We start from the raw sequence: 15,181 nt of genomic DNA on the forward strand, positions 1-15,181 counted from the left end.
TGGCGCCGTAGAGCCATGGCCGTGATCGAGGTCCTGGGCTTTGTCAACGCTGGCGCGGCGCTGGGAATCGGCCTGCTCGTGGGGCTTGAGCGTGAGCGGCGCAAGGGTGAGGAGGGCCGGCGCGATTTTGCTGGCCTGCGTACCTTTGCCGTTACTTCGATGTTGGGGTATGTCACGGCCTGGACCGGCGGACCTTTATTGCTAGGGTTTGTTGCGCTGGCACTGGGCGCATTGGTCACCATGGCGTATTGGAAAAACCTGGCCGAAGACCCTGGCATCACCAGCGAAGTCGCATTGTTCGCGGTGTTGGTGTTGGGCGCGCTCTGCGTCAGTGCACCGGCCTTGGCTACTGCGATAGGCGCGGTGATGGCGGGGCTGCTGGCCAACCGTCAGGTGCTGCACCATTTTGCCCGCAGCCAGTTGACCGCTGCCGAGTTGCGCGATGGCCTGACGCTGTTGATCGCCGCGCTGGTCATACTGCCCCTCACCCCGGACCGTTACCTGGGGCCTTACAACGTCATCAACCTTCGCACCATTTGCGCCCTGACTGTCATGTTGATGGCGGTAGCGGCACTGGGGCACGTCGCGGTTCGCACCCTTGGCAATCGCTATGGCTACGCCCTCGGCGCCATTGCATCGGGGTTTGCCTCCGCTACGATGACGGTCGCGACCATGGGACACATCGCCGCGAAGGAACCGCTCAATATGAATGTGCTGAGCGCGGCCGCAGTGCTGGCCAACCTGGCGACCCTGGCACAGATAGCACTGATTCTCGGGGCGGTGGAGCCGGCGCTGCTGCGTTGGCTGGGATGGCCGCTTCTATGCGGGGCGGTGACCATACTGCTCTACGCCAGCGCATTGATGTTTACCCGGCCCAGGGCGCCAACCGAGGAGAGGATCAAGCACGGCGGCGGGGCCTTCAGTCTGAAACTGACGTTGATGGTAGTCGTGGCAATGACCGTCATCACGGTTGTGTCGTCAGCGATGCTGAACGCGTTCGGGCAGGCCGGGGTGGCCGTCACCGCGATTTTCAGTGGCCTGGTAGACGCCCATGCCTCGATGGCCTCCATTGCGTCGTTGGTCAAGGCCGGTCTGCTGCCCTTCGAGGCGAGTGCCGTACCGGTGTTGTTAGCGATGAGCAGCAACTCCCTGAGCAAGTGCGCGGTGGCCTGGCTCAGTGGCGGGCGAAAGTTCGCCGTGCAGGTGATTACTGGCCAGGCGTTGGTAACGCTGGCGGTGTGGGCGGGATTGCTGCTACCGAATTTTTGATCCTCAATGATGGCCAGTTGAGGAAGATCAAGTCTGGCTTGCGCCACAGGTTCATTCTGGAGCCTCGATCCTTCAACGGGCTGTCGCCCTATGTCGAGGTGTTTCATGTCCCAGACTCAACGTTTATTGCTGTTGGCGCCTGACGCCATGACCCGTACGCCTGCGTTCGACCGTGCCACCGAGCTGGCGCTGGCGATGGACCTGCCGCTGCATATCGTCGCCATCGATTATCTGGAGGTGCTGTCGGTGGCCGGTCTGTTCGCGCCCGACCAGGTCAAGAGCGCCCGCGACGGTTATTTGGAAACACATCGACATTGGCTGTGGCAACAGGCCGAGCTGGCACGGCGGCATGGGGTCGAGGTGACCTGTGAAGTGGTCTGGAGCAAGGATGCCCATCAAGGTTTGCAGCAATACATCAAGGAATTGCCGCTGGCGTTGATCATCAAGGATGCACAGCCGGAGCCGGCGCTGAAACGGATCTTCTTCACGCCGTTGGACTGGCGCTTGCTGCGCGACTGTCCTGTACCGGTGCATCTGGTCACCGATTCGCGCAACCCCCGGCCTCGGCGAGTCCTGGCGATCGTCGACGTGCTGCGTAGCGAGGAACAGGACCTGGTGTTCAACGACCAGATCGTCAACGCCGCCGTCAAGTTGGCCGAGCAATGCAACGCCGACGTCGAGTTGCTGCACGCCTTTGACTGGACCGCCATCTATGCGACGGACATGGGCGTCGGCGCGCTCCCCCTGGCGACTGGAATCTATGAGGCATTGGGTGAGGCGCAGCACGAGGTGTTCGAATCCCTGGCGGAGCGGCATGGGGTCGCGCCGCACAAGCGTCATTTCGTCGAAGGGGCACCGCTGCCGGGTATTTGTAAGTTCGCTCACGACCACCAGGTCGACGTGATCGTGATGGGGACCACGGCACACCATGGCCTGGACAGGCGCCTGGGTACTACCGCCGAGCTCTTGCTGCAACGAGCCCCTTGCAGCGTATGGGCGATCAAGCCGCAGGCTTGACCGGAGTCACCTGCGCGGGCCCCTTTCTACAGGGTACCCGCGCAGCCTCGTCGCTAAAGGTAGAGGCGATGAATGACTTGCCGGGTGTCCTCGGGGTCGGTGCGGGTCTCGAACCCCAGGCTATGAGCCAGGTCGCGCATGGCGGCATTGCTGGCGGAGTCGACGGAGTACATCTGGCGGTAACCGTTTTTACGCGCCGTTTCTATCAGGTGTTCCATCAACAGCGTTCCCAGTCCCAGGTGTTGCCATTGGTCGGCGACGGTCACGGCGCACTCGCATTCGTGATCAGAGGTCGCGCAGTAACGGCTGACGCCGATTTCGATCAACTTGCCATCGTCATGGACCAAGGCGATGTAGGCCAGGCGAGTCTTATAGTCGACTTCCATTAACTGATCGAGCATCGCCGTCCCGGGCTCATTGATTTGCGATAGAAAGCGCATGTGCCGCGATTCTGGAGACAGGCGCTTGATGAAGTCATATTCGCGCTGGCGATCCTCTTCCCGCAGCGGCCTGATCAGCACATGCCGGCCGTCTTTGAGCGCCTGAATCCAGTGCTTGCCGCTGATGCTGGCATACAGCGCGGCGGCGCGTTCGTTATGGGCTTTGACTGTGAGCATGATCGATCCTCCGTCGGATAAGCGTGCAGTGCGAAAAAAGTTTCGCATTCGTGCAGTTCTACGCCGGTGGCGGCAGTCGATTCTGATCTGGATCAGCCTCGGCGTACCCAATCGTCGATTGCACTGAGGTTGATTCAGATCAAACCGCTTGGGGCGTCGATGGGCGCACGCTGCAGGTCATGTCGGACAGTGTCCGGTGCGAGGTGCCGGCTCCCATTGAACAACCGGGTGGAGGTGTGCGATGGAGCAATACCAGCGTCTGCTGTTGATCGTCGAACCCGACTTGCACCCCTCTGCTGCGATGCGCAGGGCCTGCGCCCTGGCCCGGGCCAGCGGTGCCGAGTTGCATTTATATGTATTCGTCCAGCCGCTGGCACATACCCACCTATGGAGTGAGAAAACAGACGAAGCGAACGTGCAGCGGCATTTGCATCGCTATCGCCGCTGGATGGCAGAGGAGGCTGCGCTGCTCAAGGAGGAGGGGTTGAATGTGTCGACGCGTGTGGTCTGGAGCACTCATCCTCTGCTGGACATCCTTCGTTACGTCGAACAGTTGCAACCCGATCTGCTGATCAAGGATGTCACCCTCGAACCCTTGCTCAAGCGGGTCTTTGCCACACCCCTCGATTGTCATCTGTTACGCGATTGCCCGGTGCCGGTGCACCTGGTCAACCAGGCCGTTCACGGCATGCCGCGCCAGGTGCTGGCAGCAGTGGATCCCTCCGATCCCCAGGCCGATGCCTTGAATGAGCAGATTGTCCAGGCCGCCGGGGCGTTGGCCCGGCAATGCGACGCTCCGTTACACCTGTTGTATGCCTGCGACCTGTCGGCGGCGTTCAACGGAGAGGCGTCGCTACTGGCAGGGGCCTGGGACGACGATTATGTCGAGGCCCTGCGTGAGTCGTTGCATACGGCGTTCGTCAACCTGGCCGAGCGCTGCGGTGTGCCGGCGCAGCGAAGGCATTTCGTCGTTGGCCTGCCGATACCGGTCCTTCATGAACTCGTCGATGAGCTAGAGGTTGATGTGGTGGTGATGGGGACCGCACACCGGGTCGGCCTGGAGCGCTTGATCGGCAGCACGACGGAGCGGGCCTTGTATTCGATACCGGGTAGCCTGTTGGCGGTCAGGGGATGAGCACGATGGCGCCATTGACCTGTCCGCCGCGTAAGACTTCCAAGGCTTGATTGGCTTCGATCAAGGGCAAGCAGGTCACGCTGCAATGCACGGGGGTGTGTTGCAGCTGCTGGAAAAATGCCACGCCATCGGCACGAGTCAGGTTGGCCACTGAACGCACGCTGCGCTCCTCCCATAGCAAGCGATAAGGAAAACTCGGAATGTCGCTCATGTGGATGCCGGCGCACACCACGCAGCCACCTTTGGCGGTGGCCTTCAAGGCCAGCGGCACCAGCTCGCCCACGGGTGCGAAGATCAGGCTGGCGTCGAGCAAGTGTGGCGGGAGTCGATCCGATGGGCCGGCCCAGGTTGCGCCGAGTGATCGGGCGTAAGCCTGGCCAGCGTCATCGTCGGGCCGGGTAAAGGCGTAGACCTGCTGGCCTCGGCCCACGGCGACCTGAATCGCCAGATGAGCAGCGGCGCCGAAGCCATAGAGTCCCAGATGAGGGGCGTCTTGGGCCATTTGCAAGGCTCGGAAACCGATCAGCCCCGCACACAACAAGGGCGCCGCTTCGGCCGCATCCAGGGCGTCAGGGAGAGGGAAACAGAAACGCGCGTCGGCGACGGTGTAGTCGGCGTAACCGCCGTCCAGCTGGCAGCCGGTGAACAACGCCTGGTCGCAGAGGTTCTCCCTTCCCGAGCGGCAGAACTCACAGATCCCGCAGGTCCAGCCCAGCCAGGGGACACCCACTCGTCGACCGATCCAGTCGGTGGCTGTGTCCGTGCCGACAGCGGTGACTTGCCCGACGATTTCATGACCCGGCACCCGAGGCAGCCGGGCCTGGGGCAACTCACCATCAAACAGATGCAGGTCGGTGCGACATACGCTGCAGGCCAGGACTTTGATCAACAGTTGCCCGCGTGCCGGCACCGGCAAGGCGCGTTCTTCCAGCTTCAAGGGTTGGCCAGACGAGTGCAGGACCATGGCACGCATGAGGATTCTCCTGTCTGAGCAGACGGTTCCATGCCGATGAGCCCGAACCTTCCAACACCCTAGCCTCCCGGGTTCTGATGTAAATCAAGTCGGGATCATTCCTGCGTTCCAGAATCCACCCATGGCACGCTGTTCGACGGCGGCTCCGACGACCGGCAGGAAGCGCTGCCAACCCATCTTGTCTGGAGGACGCGATGAGTGATTTTCTCAGTCCCGATCAACTGGAAGGTATCGATGCCTATTGGCGTGCTTCCAATTACCTGGCGGTGGGACAGATTTACCTCAAGGACAACCCCTTGCTGCGCAGGCCTTTGCAAGTTGACCAGGTCAAGCCGCGCCTGCTCGGCCACTGGGGCACAACGCCCGGGTTGAACCTGATTTATGTGCATCTCAACCATCTGATCAAGACCCACGACCTGGACATGATCCTTGTCACGGGGCCTGGGCATGGCGGTCCGGCCATTGTCGCCCAAAGCTACCTGGAGGGGAGCCTCACCCAGTATTACCCCGCGATTGAACAAAACGAGAACGGCATGCTGCGCCTGTTCCGGCAGTTTTCCTGGCCGTATGGGTTGTCCAGCCATGTTTCTGCGCAGATTCCAGGTTCCATCCACGAGGGGGGAGAATTGGGCTATTCCCTTGCCCATGCCTATGGGGCGGCGTTCGATAATCCAGGGTTGATCGTGACGTGTGTCATTGGCGACGGGGAGGCAGAGACCGGTACGCTGGCGGCGAGCTGGCACTCCAACAAGTTTCTCAACCCCGCGCGTGACGGCGCCGTCCTGCCGATTCTTCATCTCAACGGTTTCAAGATCGCCAACCCCACGCTGCTTTCGCGCATCAGCGAGGACGAACTGTCGGCCCTGATGTATGGCTACGGCTACGACCCGTTTTTTGTCGAAGGCGACGACCCGCTCGTCGTTCATCAGCAGTTGGCCAAGACCTTGGATGAGATGCTGCTCAAGATTCGTGACATCCAGCGCAAGGCCCGTACGGACTCATCGGGACGCACTGTGGAGCGCCAGCTCTGGCCACTGCTGATCTTGCGCACGCCCAAGGGCTGGACCGGCCCCAAATTTGTCGATGGTCAGCAGGTTGAAGGTAGCTGGCGCGCCCACCAGGTCCCACTGAGTCACCTCGAACAGCCTCGGCATTTGACACAGCTGCAACAGTGGCTCGAGAGCTATCGACCCCAGGAGTTGTTTGACGCCAACGGCGCGTTGCGGCCTGACATCGCCGCGTTAGCGCCGACAGGCCATCGGCGTCTGGGCGCCAACCCCCATGCCAATGGTGGTTTGCTTCTCAAACCCTTGGAAATGCCCAGGTTCAACGAATATGCCGTGCAGTTTTCCGCGCCGGGTGCCATCGAGGCCGAGGGCACCCGTGTATTGGGCGGATACCTGCGCGATGTGATGAAGCACAACCTCAAGGCTGCCAATTTCCGTCTGTTCGGGCCCGACGAAACTGCCTCCAATCGGCTCGATGCGGTATATGAGGTCACTGGCAAGACCTGGTTGGCCGCGCTGGAAGCAGGGGATACCAACCTGGACAGTGCGGGACGTGTAATGGAAATCCTCAGTGAGCAGGTGTGTGAGGGCTGGCTGGAGGGGTATCTGCTGACCGGACGCCATGGGTTGTTTTCCTGCTATGAAGCCTTCATCCACATCGTCGATTCGATGTTCAATCAGTACGCCAAGTGGCTCAAGACCGCAGCCCAGGTACCGTGGCGCACGCCGATCGCATCGCTCAATTACCTGCTCACCTCCCATGTCTGGCGACAGGATCACAATGGCTTTTCCCATCAGGATCCAGGGTTCATTGATCTGGTGGCGAACAAAAGTGCCAACGTGGTGCGCATTTACTTGCCCCCCGATGCAAATTGCCTGTTGTCTGTGACCGATCATTGTCTCAAGAGTCGCAACCACATCAACGTGATCGTGGCCGGCAAACATCCGCAGTGGCAATGGCTGGATATCGACTCTGCGATTCGCCACTGCATGGCAGGTATTGGCCGTTGGGCTTTTGCCTGCAAGGACGATGAAGATCCGGATGTGGTAATGGCCTGTGCCGGTGATGTACCGACTCTGGAAACCCTGGCCGCCATCACGTTGCTGCGCCAGTACGTGCCGGACCTGCGTGTACGGGTCATCAATGTGGTGGACCTGCTGGTGTTGCAACCGCCGCAACAACATGACCATGGCCTGTCGGATGCTGAGTTCGACGAGCTGTTCACCGTGGATAAGCCGGTGATCTTCGCCTTCCATGGCTATCCGTCGCTGATCCATCGGCTGGTCTATAAACGTCATAACCACGACAACTTCCATGTCCACGGCTTCATGGAGCAAGGCGCAACCACCACGCCATTCGATATGGTGGTGATCAACCAGCTCGATCGTTATCGATTGGCCCTTGACGTTATCCAGCGAGTGCCACGGCTGAGTCCGCTGGTCGACAGCGCCCGTGATCGATATTGGGAAACCATGGAAAGGCATCAGCTCTACGTCATCGAGCATGGGCAGGACCTGCCCGAGGTACTGGAGTGGCGCTGGACGCCCACATCGCCATGACGGCCGCTATTTATCATGGCATCAAGCGCTGCATCGTGGCGTTAGAGCCTGTCCCCGGAGAACCATCATGAGCCAGTATCAACGCCTGCTGCTGATCCTCAACCCGGCGCAAAGACATTCGCCGGTCCTTCATCACGCCGCGGCCCTGGCGGCAGCCAGCGAAGCGCATCTGCATGTCACCGCATTGATTCCTTCGCTGGATATCTTGTCGCTGCTCGAACAGGAACCTCGTGAAGAGGCGCGGCAGAACTATCTTCAGGACCAGCGCAATTGGCTGGAGGAAGAGGCCGACAAAATGCGGCACAGGGGCTTGCGTGTCACCACCGAAATAGCCTGGGCCGAGACCATGGGCGAACAGATCCTGCAGCACGTCTCGCAGTTCCAGCCTGACTTGCTGATCAAGCAGGTCCAGCATGAGTCCCTGCTCAAGCGCGCATTCTTCACCCCACTGGATTGGCAACTGCTGCGCAAATGCCCCGTTCCGTTGTACATGGTGGGCGCGGCCGGTCACGCCTTGCCGCGCAAAATAGTCGCGGCTGTGGACCCTTCCAGCGCCTTTGCACAGAACAGCGGGCTTAACGACCGGATTATCCGCCAGGCACTTGGCCTGGCGCTGCAATGTGACGCCCAGTTGCATCTGGCTCATGCCTACGAGGGGTCGTCGGTCTATCTGGGAGATGTAGGGGGCGGCGGCGTGTTGCTGTCGCAGCTCAGCAAGGAATTGCGCAGAAGCCTGGAGAAATCCTTTCTGGAACTGGCCAACCTGTTCGGTGTGCCTGCCGAACGCAGGCAGTTTCTGCTGGGTCATCCGGTTTCGGCGCTCAGTGAGTTTGCTCTGGAGCATGACGTGGATGTGATCGTCATGGGCCGCTCCCAGCACAATGATCCGTTTGGACTGCTGGGCAGCACGACAGAGCACATCCTGTATCAGGTGCAGTGCAGTGTCCTGGCGGTCTGACGAAGTCAGCCCTGGCGACCGAGTGGTTGACGCAAGTCACCGGCTGCCTGGGTGAACAATGCGATCAATAGCTTTCCCATCGTTTGTCCAGGAGCACCGCCATGCGCATGACTTTTCTCGGGGCCGCAGGCACTGTGACCGGCAGCAAGTACCTGCTGGAACATGACGAACAGCGCATCCTGATCGACTGCGGTCTGTTTCAGGGCTACAAGCAGTTACGCCTGCGTAACTGGGATCCCTTCGAACTGCCGATGCAGGACCTGGATGCGATCGTATTGACCCATGCCCATCTGGACCACAGTGGATACTTGCCGGTCATGGTGCGCAATGGATATCGCGGCCCCATCTACGCCACACCCGCGACCTGTGAGCTGGTGAAAATCCTGTTGCGCGACAGTGCCCGCTTGCAAGAAGAAGAGGCCGAATACGCCAATCGCAAGGGGTTCTCCAAACACACGCCGGCCTTTCCGCTGTACACCCGTGAACATGCCGAACGGGCGCTCAAACTATTGCGTCCGGTCGCGTTCGAACATTCGCTGGAGATCGCCCGGGGCATCGCGATCCTGCTGCGCCGCGCCGGGCACATCCTGGGCGCCGCCACCGTTCAGGTTCAGGCCGGTGGCGTGACGCTGGTCTGTTCAGGTGACCTGGGCCGGCCCGAGGATCCGGTGATGTTCGCGCCGAAAGCCATCGAGCAGGCAGATGTCCTGCTGGTGGAGTCCACCTACGGCGACCGTCGGCATCCGCATGAATCGCCGGAAGATCAACTGGCCGAGGTCATTACCCGCACCGCGCTGCGCCGGGGCATCACCCTGGTGCCCTCGTTCACGGTCGGTCGCGCTCAATTGTTGATGTATCACCTGTATCGCCTGAAACAACGCCGGGCGATCCCCGATATCCCGATCTACCTCAACAGTCCCATGGCCATCGACGTGACCCGGCTGTATCAGCGCTTCGCTGATGAACACCGTTTATCCCGGGAGGAGTGCGAAGGCATGTGCCACATCGCCCACCCGGTGCGCTCGGTCAAGGATTCCATGGCCCTGGACCTGCAGCGCACCCCGGCGGTGATCATCGCCGCCAGTGGCATGGCCACCGGGGGACGGGTGTTGCATCACCTCAAGAGCCTGGCGCCCAATCCCATCAACACCCTGCTGATGCCCGGCTTCCAGGCCGGCGGTACGCGAGGCGCGAGAATTGTGGCGGGCGAGCCTGCGGTGCGCATCCACGGTAAGGATGTACCGATCAATGCTGAAGTCGTGCCTATGCAAACACTGTCGGCCCATGCCGATGCCGACGAAATCATGCAATGGCTGCGAGGCTTCAAAACGCCGCCACGGCAAACCTATGTGGTGCATGGGGAGCCCAATGCGTCCGATGTCTTGCGCCACCGGATCTGTGACGAGCTGGGTTGGTCGGTGTCGGTGCCGGCGTACCGCGATAGCGTGGAACTCTGAACGATCGCCTTCGCGAGCGGGCATGACACAAACTTGTTCGGTCAATCGGCGCAGGCATGAAAAAGCCCCTCGTCGTTGGCCGGCGAGGGGCAGGCTTCAAAGCAGTCAGTCAGACTTGATCGGTACGACCTTTTCCGCTTTGATTGCTTCTGGTTTTTTCGGCAGTGTCAGCGTCAGCACGCCCTTGCTGAACTGGGCTTCGATCTTGTCGCTATCGATGCCTTTTGGCAGGCTGAACACGCGTTCGAAGGAACCGTAGTGGCGTTCGGACAGGTGATAACCCTTTTTCTTTTCTTCCTTGGCTTCCTTCTTTTCCCCCTTGATGATCAGGTTGCCGTTGGCCAGGCGGATCTCTATGTCTTTCTGATCCATGCCAGGCAGCTCGGCGGTAATTTCAAAGTTTTTTTCCTTTTCGCTGATGTCCACTGCCGGCAGGCTGGCGGAGAACTCACGGCGCCAGAAGGGCTCTACATCGAACAGTCCGCGGCTGAAGGTTGAGAGCGCTGTGCCCCGGTTGAAATCTTCAAACAGGTGATCCACCTGCTGACGAAGTTTTTCCAGCGGATGCCAGGTATCTGTCCTGGCGGAATGCTGGACTTTCTGGTCGGTGTGGACCGGCATCTTTTTCACTGAATTGGACATTGGATATTCCTCTTTGGTGATGTCCGGAGGGCGCCAGGCTCCATCGCCGGGCACCGTTGCCGAACGGGTCAATGCACGCCTGCGAACCTACAAAGACAGCTGGCCGGACCAGAGCATCCAACCGGCAAAGATGGCTGCCACCCAGATCACCAGCAGCAGGCTCCAGCCGAAGCCATTAAGGGCACGGTCGGTTCTGGCCCGTTGAGCGCTCAGGTAAATCAGCGAACCGGGGGCATAGAGCAGGGCGCTGAGCAGCATGTACCGGGGGCCGGCGGCGTAGAGCAGCCAGACGCAATAGCCCGTCGCGACCACGGCGATGGCCATGTCGCGCAGTTGCAGCCCACGATGACCGGCGTAGGTCTGGCCTTGCCAGGTCATTTTCAGTGCATACAGGCCACTGAACAGGTAAGGCAGCAGGATCATCGAGGTGGCGAGTGAAATCAGGGCCAGGTAGCTGGCGCTCGAATACAAGGTCAGCAACAGGAACAGTTGAATGCAGCCGTTGGTGATCCACAGCGCGTTGGCAGGTGCGCCCTGTTGATTTTCACTGGCCAGCAGTCGGGGCATGACCTTTTCCTTGGCAGGGGTGAACACCGATTCGGCCGCGAGCAGCGTCCAGGCCAGCAACGCACCACCCACCGACACAATCAGGCCGATGCTGATCAGCACAGCACCCCAGGGCCCGGCAACCACTTCCAGCACTCCTGCCATGGAAGGGTTCTTCAGGGCGGCCAGTTCGGGTTGCCTGAGAATGCCCAGCGACAACAGGGAAACAGCGATCAGCAACAGCAATGTCAGGATGAAGCCAATCACGGTGGCTCGGCCGACATCAGCCCGCTCGGCTGCCCGGGCAGAAAATACGTTGGCGCCTTCGATACCAATGAACACCCAGACCGTCACCAACATGGTGCTCTTGACCTGGTCCAGCGTACTGCCCAATGCCGGTGCGCCCCAGAAATCCGTCAGGAAGGTGTCCTTGGAGAAGCCGGCAATGACCAGGCCGATGAACAGCAGCAGCGGCACCACTTTGGCGATTGTGGTCATGGCGTTGGCTTTGGCGGCGGTGCGCATTCCGCGCAGGATCATCCAATGCAGCGCCCACAACACGACGGACGCGCCAGCAATCGCGGCTTTATTGTTGCCTTCACCGAATACCGGAAAAAAGTAACTGAGGGCAGCGAACAGGATCACCAAGTAACTGACGTTGCCGATCCAGGCGCTGATCCAGTAGCCCCATGCTGAGTTGAATCCCAGGAATTCACCGCCCAGCGCACGGGCATAGGCGAACACTCCGTTGTCCAGTTCCGGTTGGCGATTGGAGAGCGTCTGGTAAACCAGGGCCAGCGAGAGCATGCCCACGCCAGTGATGAGCCAGCCGATCAGGATCGCGCCGGCGCCGGCGCTGGCCGCCATGTTCTGGGGCAGGCTGAAGATGCCGCTGCCAATCATCGAGCCGACAACCAGGGCGACCAACAGGCTCAGCGACAGGCGTCGGGGTTCGACCTTGCGCAAACTGCCAGCCAGAGGATGAGGTTTGACGGTCGGGACGAGCGGTTCTGTACCGTGCAGTTGTGTTGCCATGATCTAAGCCTCCATGAGACGGGAGGTTCGGTAACCTTCGTCGATACAAAGGTTCGAACGCTACGTCTTAATGTCGGCCTGGAGGCGCAAGGGGGTATTGATGTAGATCAGATGTGATGCAAGGCAGGCATTACAGCTCGGCATGACGGTGGCAACCGGCGACCTTCTGCTTGAGCCCGGGCAGGTCCAGGATCGTGACATTGCGTCCACGCATGTCCACCAGTTCCTCCTGGCGCAGGTGGGCGATGCCCCGGCAAATCGTTTCCAGGCGCAGGCCCAGGTAGGAGCCGATCGCCTCTCGGCTCATGCGCAGGACAAACTCCCGCGAGGAATAGCCGCGCATACTGAGCCGTTGCGACAGGTTCAACAGGAACGCCGCCAGGCGTTCGTCGGCGCTCATGTTGCCGAGCATCAACAGCATACTGTGGTCGCGCACGATTTCCTGGCTCAGGAGCTTGTTCAGGTTGTGTTGTAGCGAGGGTAGGTCGTGGGCCAGTTTTTCCAGGAGGTTGAAAGGCAGCGGGCAGACTTCGCTGTCTTCCAGGGCAATGGCATTACAGGCGTAGTGATCGCTGCTGATAGCGTCCAGGCCGAGCATTTCGCCTTGCATCTGGAAACCGGTGACTTGCTCGCGACCGTCTACCGAAAGAACGCTGGTCTTGAAGAAGCCCACTCTCACCGCATACAACGAGCGCAATGGGTCGCCGGTGCGATACAGCGCCGCGCCTTTCTTGACCTTGAGCCGCTGGGTGATCAGGGTGTCGAGGCGCTCGACCTCATCGCCCGTAAGGCCGATTGGCAGGCACAGTTCCAGCACGCTGCAGTTTGAGCAAGCGGTTCGGAGGGCATGTACCTTCAAAAGGCGCGATTCCAGCTCGACCATAGGGAAAAATTCCTTTAATTGGAGCAAGCATAGAAGACCGACTCAGAACCGTGCCTGTTTTTTGTCGCCTAAATCCTACCGGCTGTCGATTCAGCGATGGGTTGCGATCCTTCAAGCCAGTCACAAAGATGGGAGGCACGCGGCGCTTCGCAGCCCCGGTCAGACCAGCAATAAATGATCGTCCACCTCTCTGACTCCAGGCACAGACCAGGCTGCCCGCTCCGCTGATCGGCGTTGACTCCATAAATGGACCTTGCCGTCGAGTCTTACCACATCGCCGTCGACCTTGACGTGAATCTGTTTGGCATCGAGTTCGGCACTCCGCTTGAGGGCATCCTCGATACGACGCTGGATATCGCCTGCGTCCGCCCGTGGGCGCAGGGTGAGTCTGTTTTTTACACCCACCACGCCGGATAATTTGAACACTGCCCGTTCAGCAGCTTCCCTCTGGTACTGCCAATCCACTTCGCCTTCCAGGGCGACCCAACCATTGTGCACGATCAGCTTGATGTCGCCTTCAGGGACATCGGAGCTCCAGTTGAGAATGTTCAGCGCGCGATTGGCAATGACGTCATCTGTCGTACCGGAGTTCTGGTTCGGTCTGACCTGTATTTCCTCAGCCACGGCGCGCACCCCTTTGACGCCCTTGACGGCACGTTCCGCGCTGATTTTCTGGGCGAAGCTACTGACGTGTCCAGAAAGGGTGACGACGCCGTTGTCCACGGCCACGCCTATATTTGCGGCGTTGATATCAGGTTGGAACTCGAGTGCTTCGAGAAGAGTGTTTCGCAGGCTCAAGTCGCTCATTTCAGGATCCTCCATGCAACGGTGGAAAACGCGGAGCCGTTAAATACCCGGCCTGCTTTTTTTACGCCTGAGTGACGCAGTGACATTGAGCTAAATCAATAAGGCTCAAGCGAGCACACAATGCGGTAATCGGCTTTTCCATGGAGCCTCAAGCCATCTGCGAGATTGCACGGCGAAATCGCAGTAATGCCGCTATGAAAAACAGCGTGCCGATCGAAGCAATCGCCAGGAATTGCGGCCAGACAATCGCCAGTCCCGCACCCCGGTACAAAATGCCTTGGGCGAAGCTGACGAAGTGTGTGGTGGGGGCGGCCAGCATCAGGCTCTGCACGAGCTGCGGCATGCTTTCGCGTGGAGTGGCCCCGCCGGAAAGCAACTGGAGCGGCAGCAGGATCAAAATGCTCAGCAGCCCTAATTGAGGCATGGAGCGCGCCACGGTGCCCAGGTAGATACCGATGGAGGTGGTTGCAAACAAGTGCAGCGCGGTGCCGAGCAGGAACAAGCCGATGGAGCCGCTGATGGGCACGGCCAACCAGCCCTGGACGATCACCCATATGGCAAAAGCGGTGGCCAGCAGCACCACCAGACCCATGGACCAGACCTTGGCCAACATGATCTCGAACGCCCGTAGGGGCATCACCAGCAAATGTTCCAGGGTACCGTGCTCACGTTCTCGAATCAGTGCTGCACCCGTGAGGATGATCGACACCATGGTGATGTAATCAATCAGTTGCATCACCGAGGTGAACCAGGCCTGGGTCAGGTTGGGATTGAACTGCATGCGCATGGCCAAGCCCACCGGGGGGCGTGGAGCATCGCGCAAACCTTGGACGAATTTGCCGACTTCAGTGGCAACGATGGTCTGGATATAGCCTGCGCCTGTGAAGGCTTGGCCGATCTGGGTGGCATCGACGTTGAGCTGCAGGCTTGGACGGCGTCCAGCGAGGACGTCCTGCTGAAAGTCAGGCGCAATATCAAGGGCGAACGTATAACGACCGCTGTCCATACCCGCATCGACCTGCTGGCTGTTGATTTTCGCTGGAGGCAAGAAGTAGGGCAGTTGAAAAGCCGCGTTCAATCGTTCGGAGAGTTGCGAGTGATCTTCATCGACGATAGCCAGCGGCGCGTGGTGCAACGCCTCGGGTATGCCCGAGGCGGCAGTGTAGATGCCGAACGAGAAGGCCCAGACGATCAGGATCAGCATCGCCCGGTCGTGGTACAGGCTGCGGAACTCCTTGATGCCCAGGCGCAGGATGTTCAGGAGACTGTGCATGG

13 protein-coding genes are annotated in these 15,181 nt (G+C 60.1%); 6 read left to right on the forward strand and 7 right to left on the reverse strand.

Translation table 11 applies throughout. The annotated features are described in order from the left end of the window. The first annotated feature begins 21 nt into the window (after positions 1 to 21). Positions 22 to 1,269 (forward strand): MgtC/SapB family protein, encoded by a 1,248-nt coding sequence (locus PCOSP_RS12610; protein WP_139642523.1) that lies wholly within the window; start codon positions 22 to 24, stop codon positions 1,267 to 1,269. 105 nt (positions 1,270 to 1,374) lie between these two features. Next, positions 1,375 to 2,286, forward strand: coding sequence for a universal stress protein (locus tag PCOSP_RS12615; protein ID WP_464711511.1), 912 nt, complete (start codon positions 1,375 to 1,377; stop codon positions 2,284 to 2,286). Between the two features lie 53 nt (positions 2,287 to 2,339). Here the strand turns inward: PCOSP_RS12615 and PCOSP_RS12620 are convergent, their stop codons facing one another. Then, positions 2,340 to 2,903 carry a GNAT family N-acetyltransferase gene (locus PCOSP_RS12620; RefSeq protein WP_139642126.1) on the reverse strand — a complete coding sequence of 188 codons (564 nt, stop codon included), beginning with the start codon at positions 2,901 to 2,903 and terminating at the stop codon, positions 2,340 to 2,342. Between the two features lie 241 nt (positions 2,904 to 3,144). On the opposite strand from PCOSP_RS12620, the gene PCOSP_RS12625 reads away from it, so the two are divergent. Then, entirely contained in the window at positions 3,145 to 4,038 is an 894-nt protein-coding gene (locus PCOSP_RS12625; RefSeq protein WP_464711513.1) for a universal stress protein, read from the forward strand. Here the strand turns inward: PCOSP_RS12625 and PCOSP_RS12630 are convergent. After that, the gene (locus PCOSP_RS12630) at positions 4,028 to 5,011 is read right to left on the reverse strand and encodes a zinc-dependent alcohol dehydrogenase family protein (RefSeq protein ID WP_464711515.1); all 984 of its coding nucleotides are present in this window, start codon (positions 5,009 to 5,011) and stop codon (positions 4,028 to 4,030) included. The two genes, PCOSP_RS12625 and PCOSP_RS12630, sit on opposite strands and share 11 nt — an antisense overlap. 194 nt (positions 5,012 to 5,205) lie before the next feature. Between PCOSP_RS12630 and PCOSP_RS12635 the strand changes: the two genes are divergently transcribed. The 3 genes from PCOSP_RS12635 (at position 5,206) to PCOSP_RS12645 (ending at position 9,993) form a co-directional block, all read left to right on the forward strand. Continuing rightward, entirely contained in the window at positions 5,206 to 7,578 is a 2,373-nt protein-coding gene (locus PCOSP_RS12635; protein ID WP_464711517.1) for a phosphoketolase family protein, read from the forward strand. A 67-nt stretch (positions 7,579 to 7,645) separates the two neighbouring features. Further along, positions 7,646 to 8,536, forward strand: coding sequence for a universal stress protein (locus PCOSP_RS12640; RefSeq protein ID WP_464711519.1), 891 nt, complete (start codon positions 7,646 to 7,648; stop codon positions 8,534 to 8,536). Positions 8,537 to 8,637: 101 nt separating this feature from the next. Next, entirely contained in the window at positions 8,638 to 9,993 is a 1,356-nt protein-coding gene (locus PCOSP_RS12645) for an MBL fold metallo-hydrolase RNA specificity domain-containing protein (protein WP_175361481.1), read from the forward strand. 105 nt (positions 9,994 to 10,098) lie between these two features. On the opposite strand, the gene PCOSP_RS12650 is transcribed toward PCOSP_RS12645, so the two are convergent. The 5 genes from PCOSP_RS12650 to PCOSP_RS12670 form a co-directional block, all read right to left on the reverse strand. Continuing rightward, complete coding sequence (locus tag PCOSP_RS12650; RefSeq protein ID WP_175361482.1) at positions 10,099 to 10,635, reverse strand: Hsp20/alpha crystallin family protein; 537 nt, start codon at positions 10,633 to 10,635, stop codon at positions 10,099 to 10,101. Positions 10,636 to 10,722: 87 nt separating this feature from the next. Beyond that, the gene (arcD, locus tag PCOSP_RS12655) at positions 10,723 to 12,216 is read right to left on the reverse strand and encodes an arginine-ornithine antiporter (protein ID WP_139642140.1); all 1,494 of its coding nucleotides are present in this window, start codon (positions 12,214 to 12,216) and stop codon (positions 10,723 to 10,725) included. A 130-nt stretch (positions 12,217 to 12,346) separates the two neighbouring features. Further along, on the reverse strand, positions 12,347 to 13,099 hold the full coding sequence (gene fnr / locus PCOSP_RS12660) for a fumarate/nitrate reduction transcriptional regulator Fnr (RefSeq protein WP_139642142.1): 753 nt from the start codon (positions 13,097 to 13,099) through the stop codon (positions 12,347 to 12,349). 159 nt (positions 13,100 to 13,258) lie between these two features. Further along, positions 13,259 to 13,906 carry a BON domain-containing protein gene (locus PCOSP_RS12665; RefSeq protein ID WP_464711520.1) on the reverse strand — a complete coding sequence of 216 codons (648 nt, stop codon included), beginning with the start codon at positions 13,904 to 13,906 and terminating at the stop codon, positions 13,259 to 13,261. 148 nt (positions 13,907 to 14,054) lie between these two features. After that, the gene (locus PCOSP_RS12670; RefSeq protein ID WP_464711521.1) at positions 14,055 to 15,179 is read right to left on the reverse strand and encodes an ABC transporter permease; all 1,125 of its coding nucleotides are present in this window, start codon (positions 15,177 to 15,179) and stop codon (positions 14,055 to 14,057) included. Positions 15,180 to 15,181: the final 2 nt, after the last annotated feature.

The sequence above is a fragment of the Pseudomonas sp. MAFF 730105 genome, assembly GCF_055380705.1.

Excerpts from the sequence above, each read along its gene's own strand:
- PCOSP_RS12615 (WP_464711511.1), top strand. The coding sequence starts at position 1,375 with ATGTCCCAGACTCAACGTTTATTGCTGTTGGCGCCTGACGCCATGACC.
- PCOSP_RS12620 (WP_139642126.1), bottom strand. The coding sequence starts at position 2,903 with ATGCTCACAGTCAAAGCCCATAACGAACGCGCCGCCGCGCTGTATGCC.
- PCOSP_RS12625 (WP_464711513.1), top strand. The coding sequence starts at position 3,145 with ATGGAGCAATACCAGCGTCTGCTGTTGATCGTCGAACCCGACTTGCAC.
- PCOSP_RS12630 (WP_464711515.1), bottom strand. The coding sequence starts at position 5,011 with ATGCGTGCCATGGTCCTGCACTCGTCTGGCCAACCCTTGAAGCTGGAA.
- PCOSP_RS12635 (WP_464711517.1), top strand. The coding sequence starts at position 5,206 with ATGAGTGATTTTCTCAGTCCCGATCAACTGGAAGGTATCGATGCCTAT.
- PCOSP_RS12640 (WP_464711519.1), top strand. The coding sequence starts at position 7,646 with ATGAGCCAGTATCAACGCCTGCTGCTGATCCTCAACCCGGCGCAAAGA.
- PCOSP_RS12645 (WP_175361481.1), top strand. The coding sequence starts at position 8,638 with ATGCGCATGACTTTTCTCGGGGCCGCAGGCACTGTGACCGGCAGCAAG.
- PCOSP_RS12650 (WP_175361482.1), bottom strand. The coding sequence starts at position 10,635 with ATGTCCAATTCAGTGAAAAAGATGCCGGTCCACACCGACCAGAAAGTC.
- arcD (WP_139642140.1), bottom strand. The coding sequence starts at position 12,216 with ATGGCAACACAACTGCACGGTACAGAACCGCTCGTCCCGACCGTCAAA.
- fnr (WP_139642142.1), bottom strand. The coding sequence starts at position 13,099 with ATGGTCGAGCTGGAATCGCGCCTTTTGAAGGTACATGCCCTCCGAACC.
- PCOSP_RS12665 (WP_464711520.1), bottom strand. The coding sequence starts at position 13,906 with ATGAGCGACTTGAGCCTGCGAAACACTCTTCTCGAAGCACTCGAGTTC.
- PCOSP_RS12670 (WP_464711521.1), bottom strand. The coding sequence starts at position 15,179 with ATGCACAGTCTCCTGAACATCCTGCGCCTGGGCATCAAGGAGTTCCGC.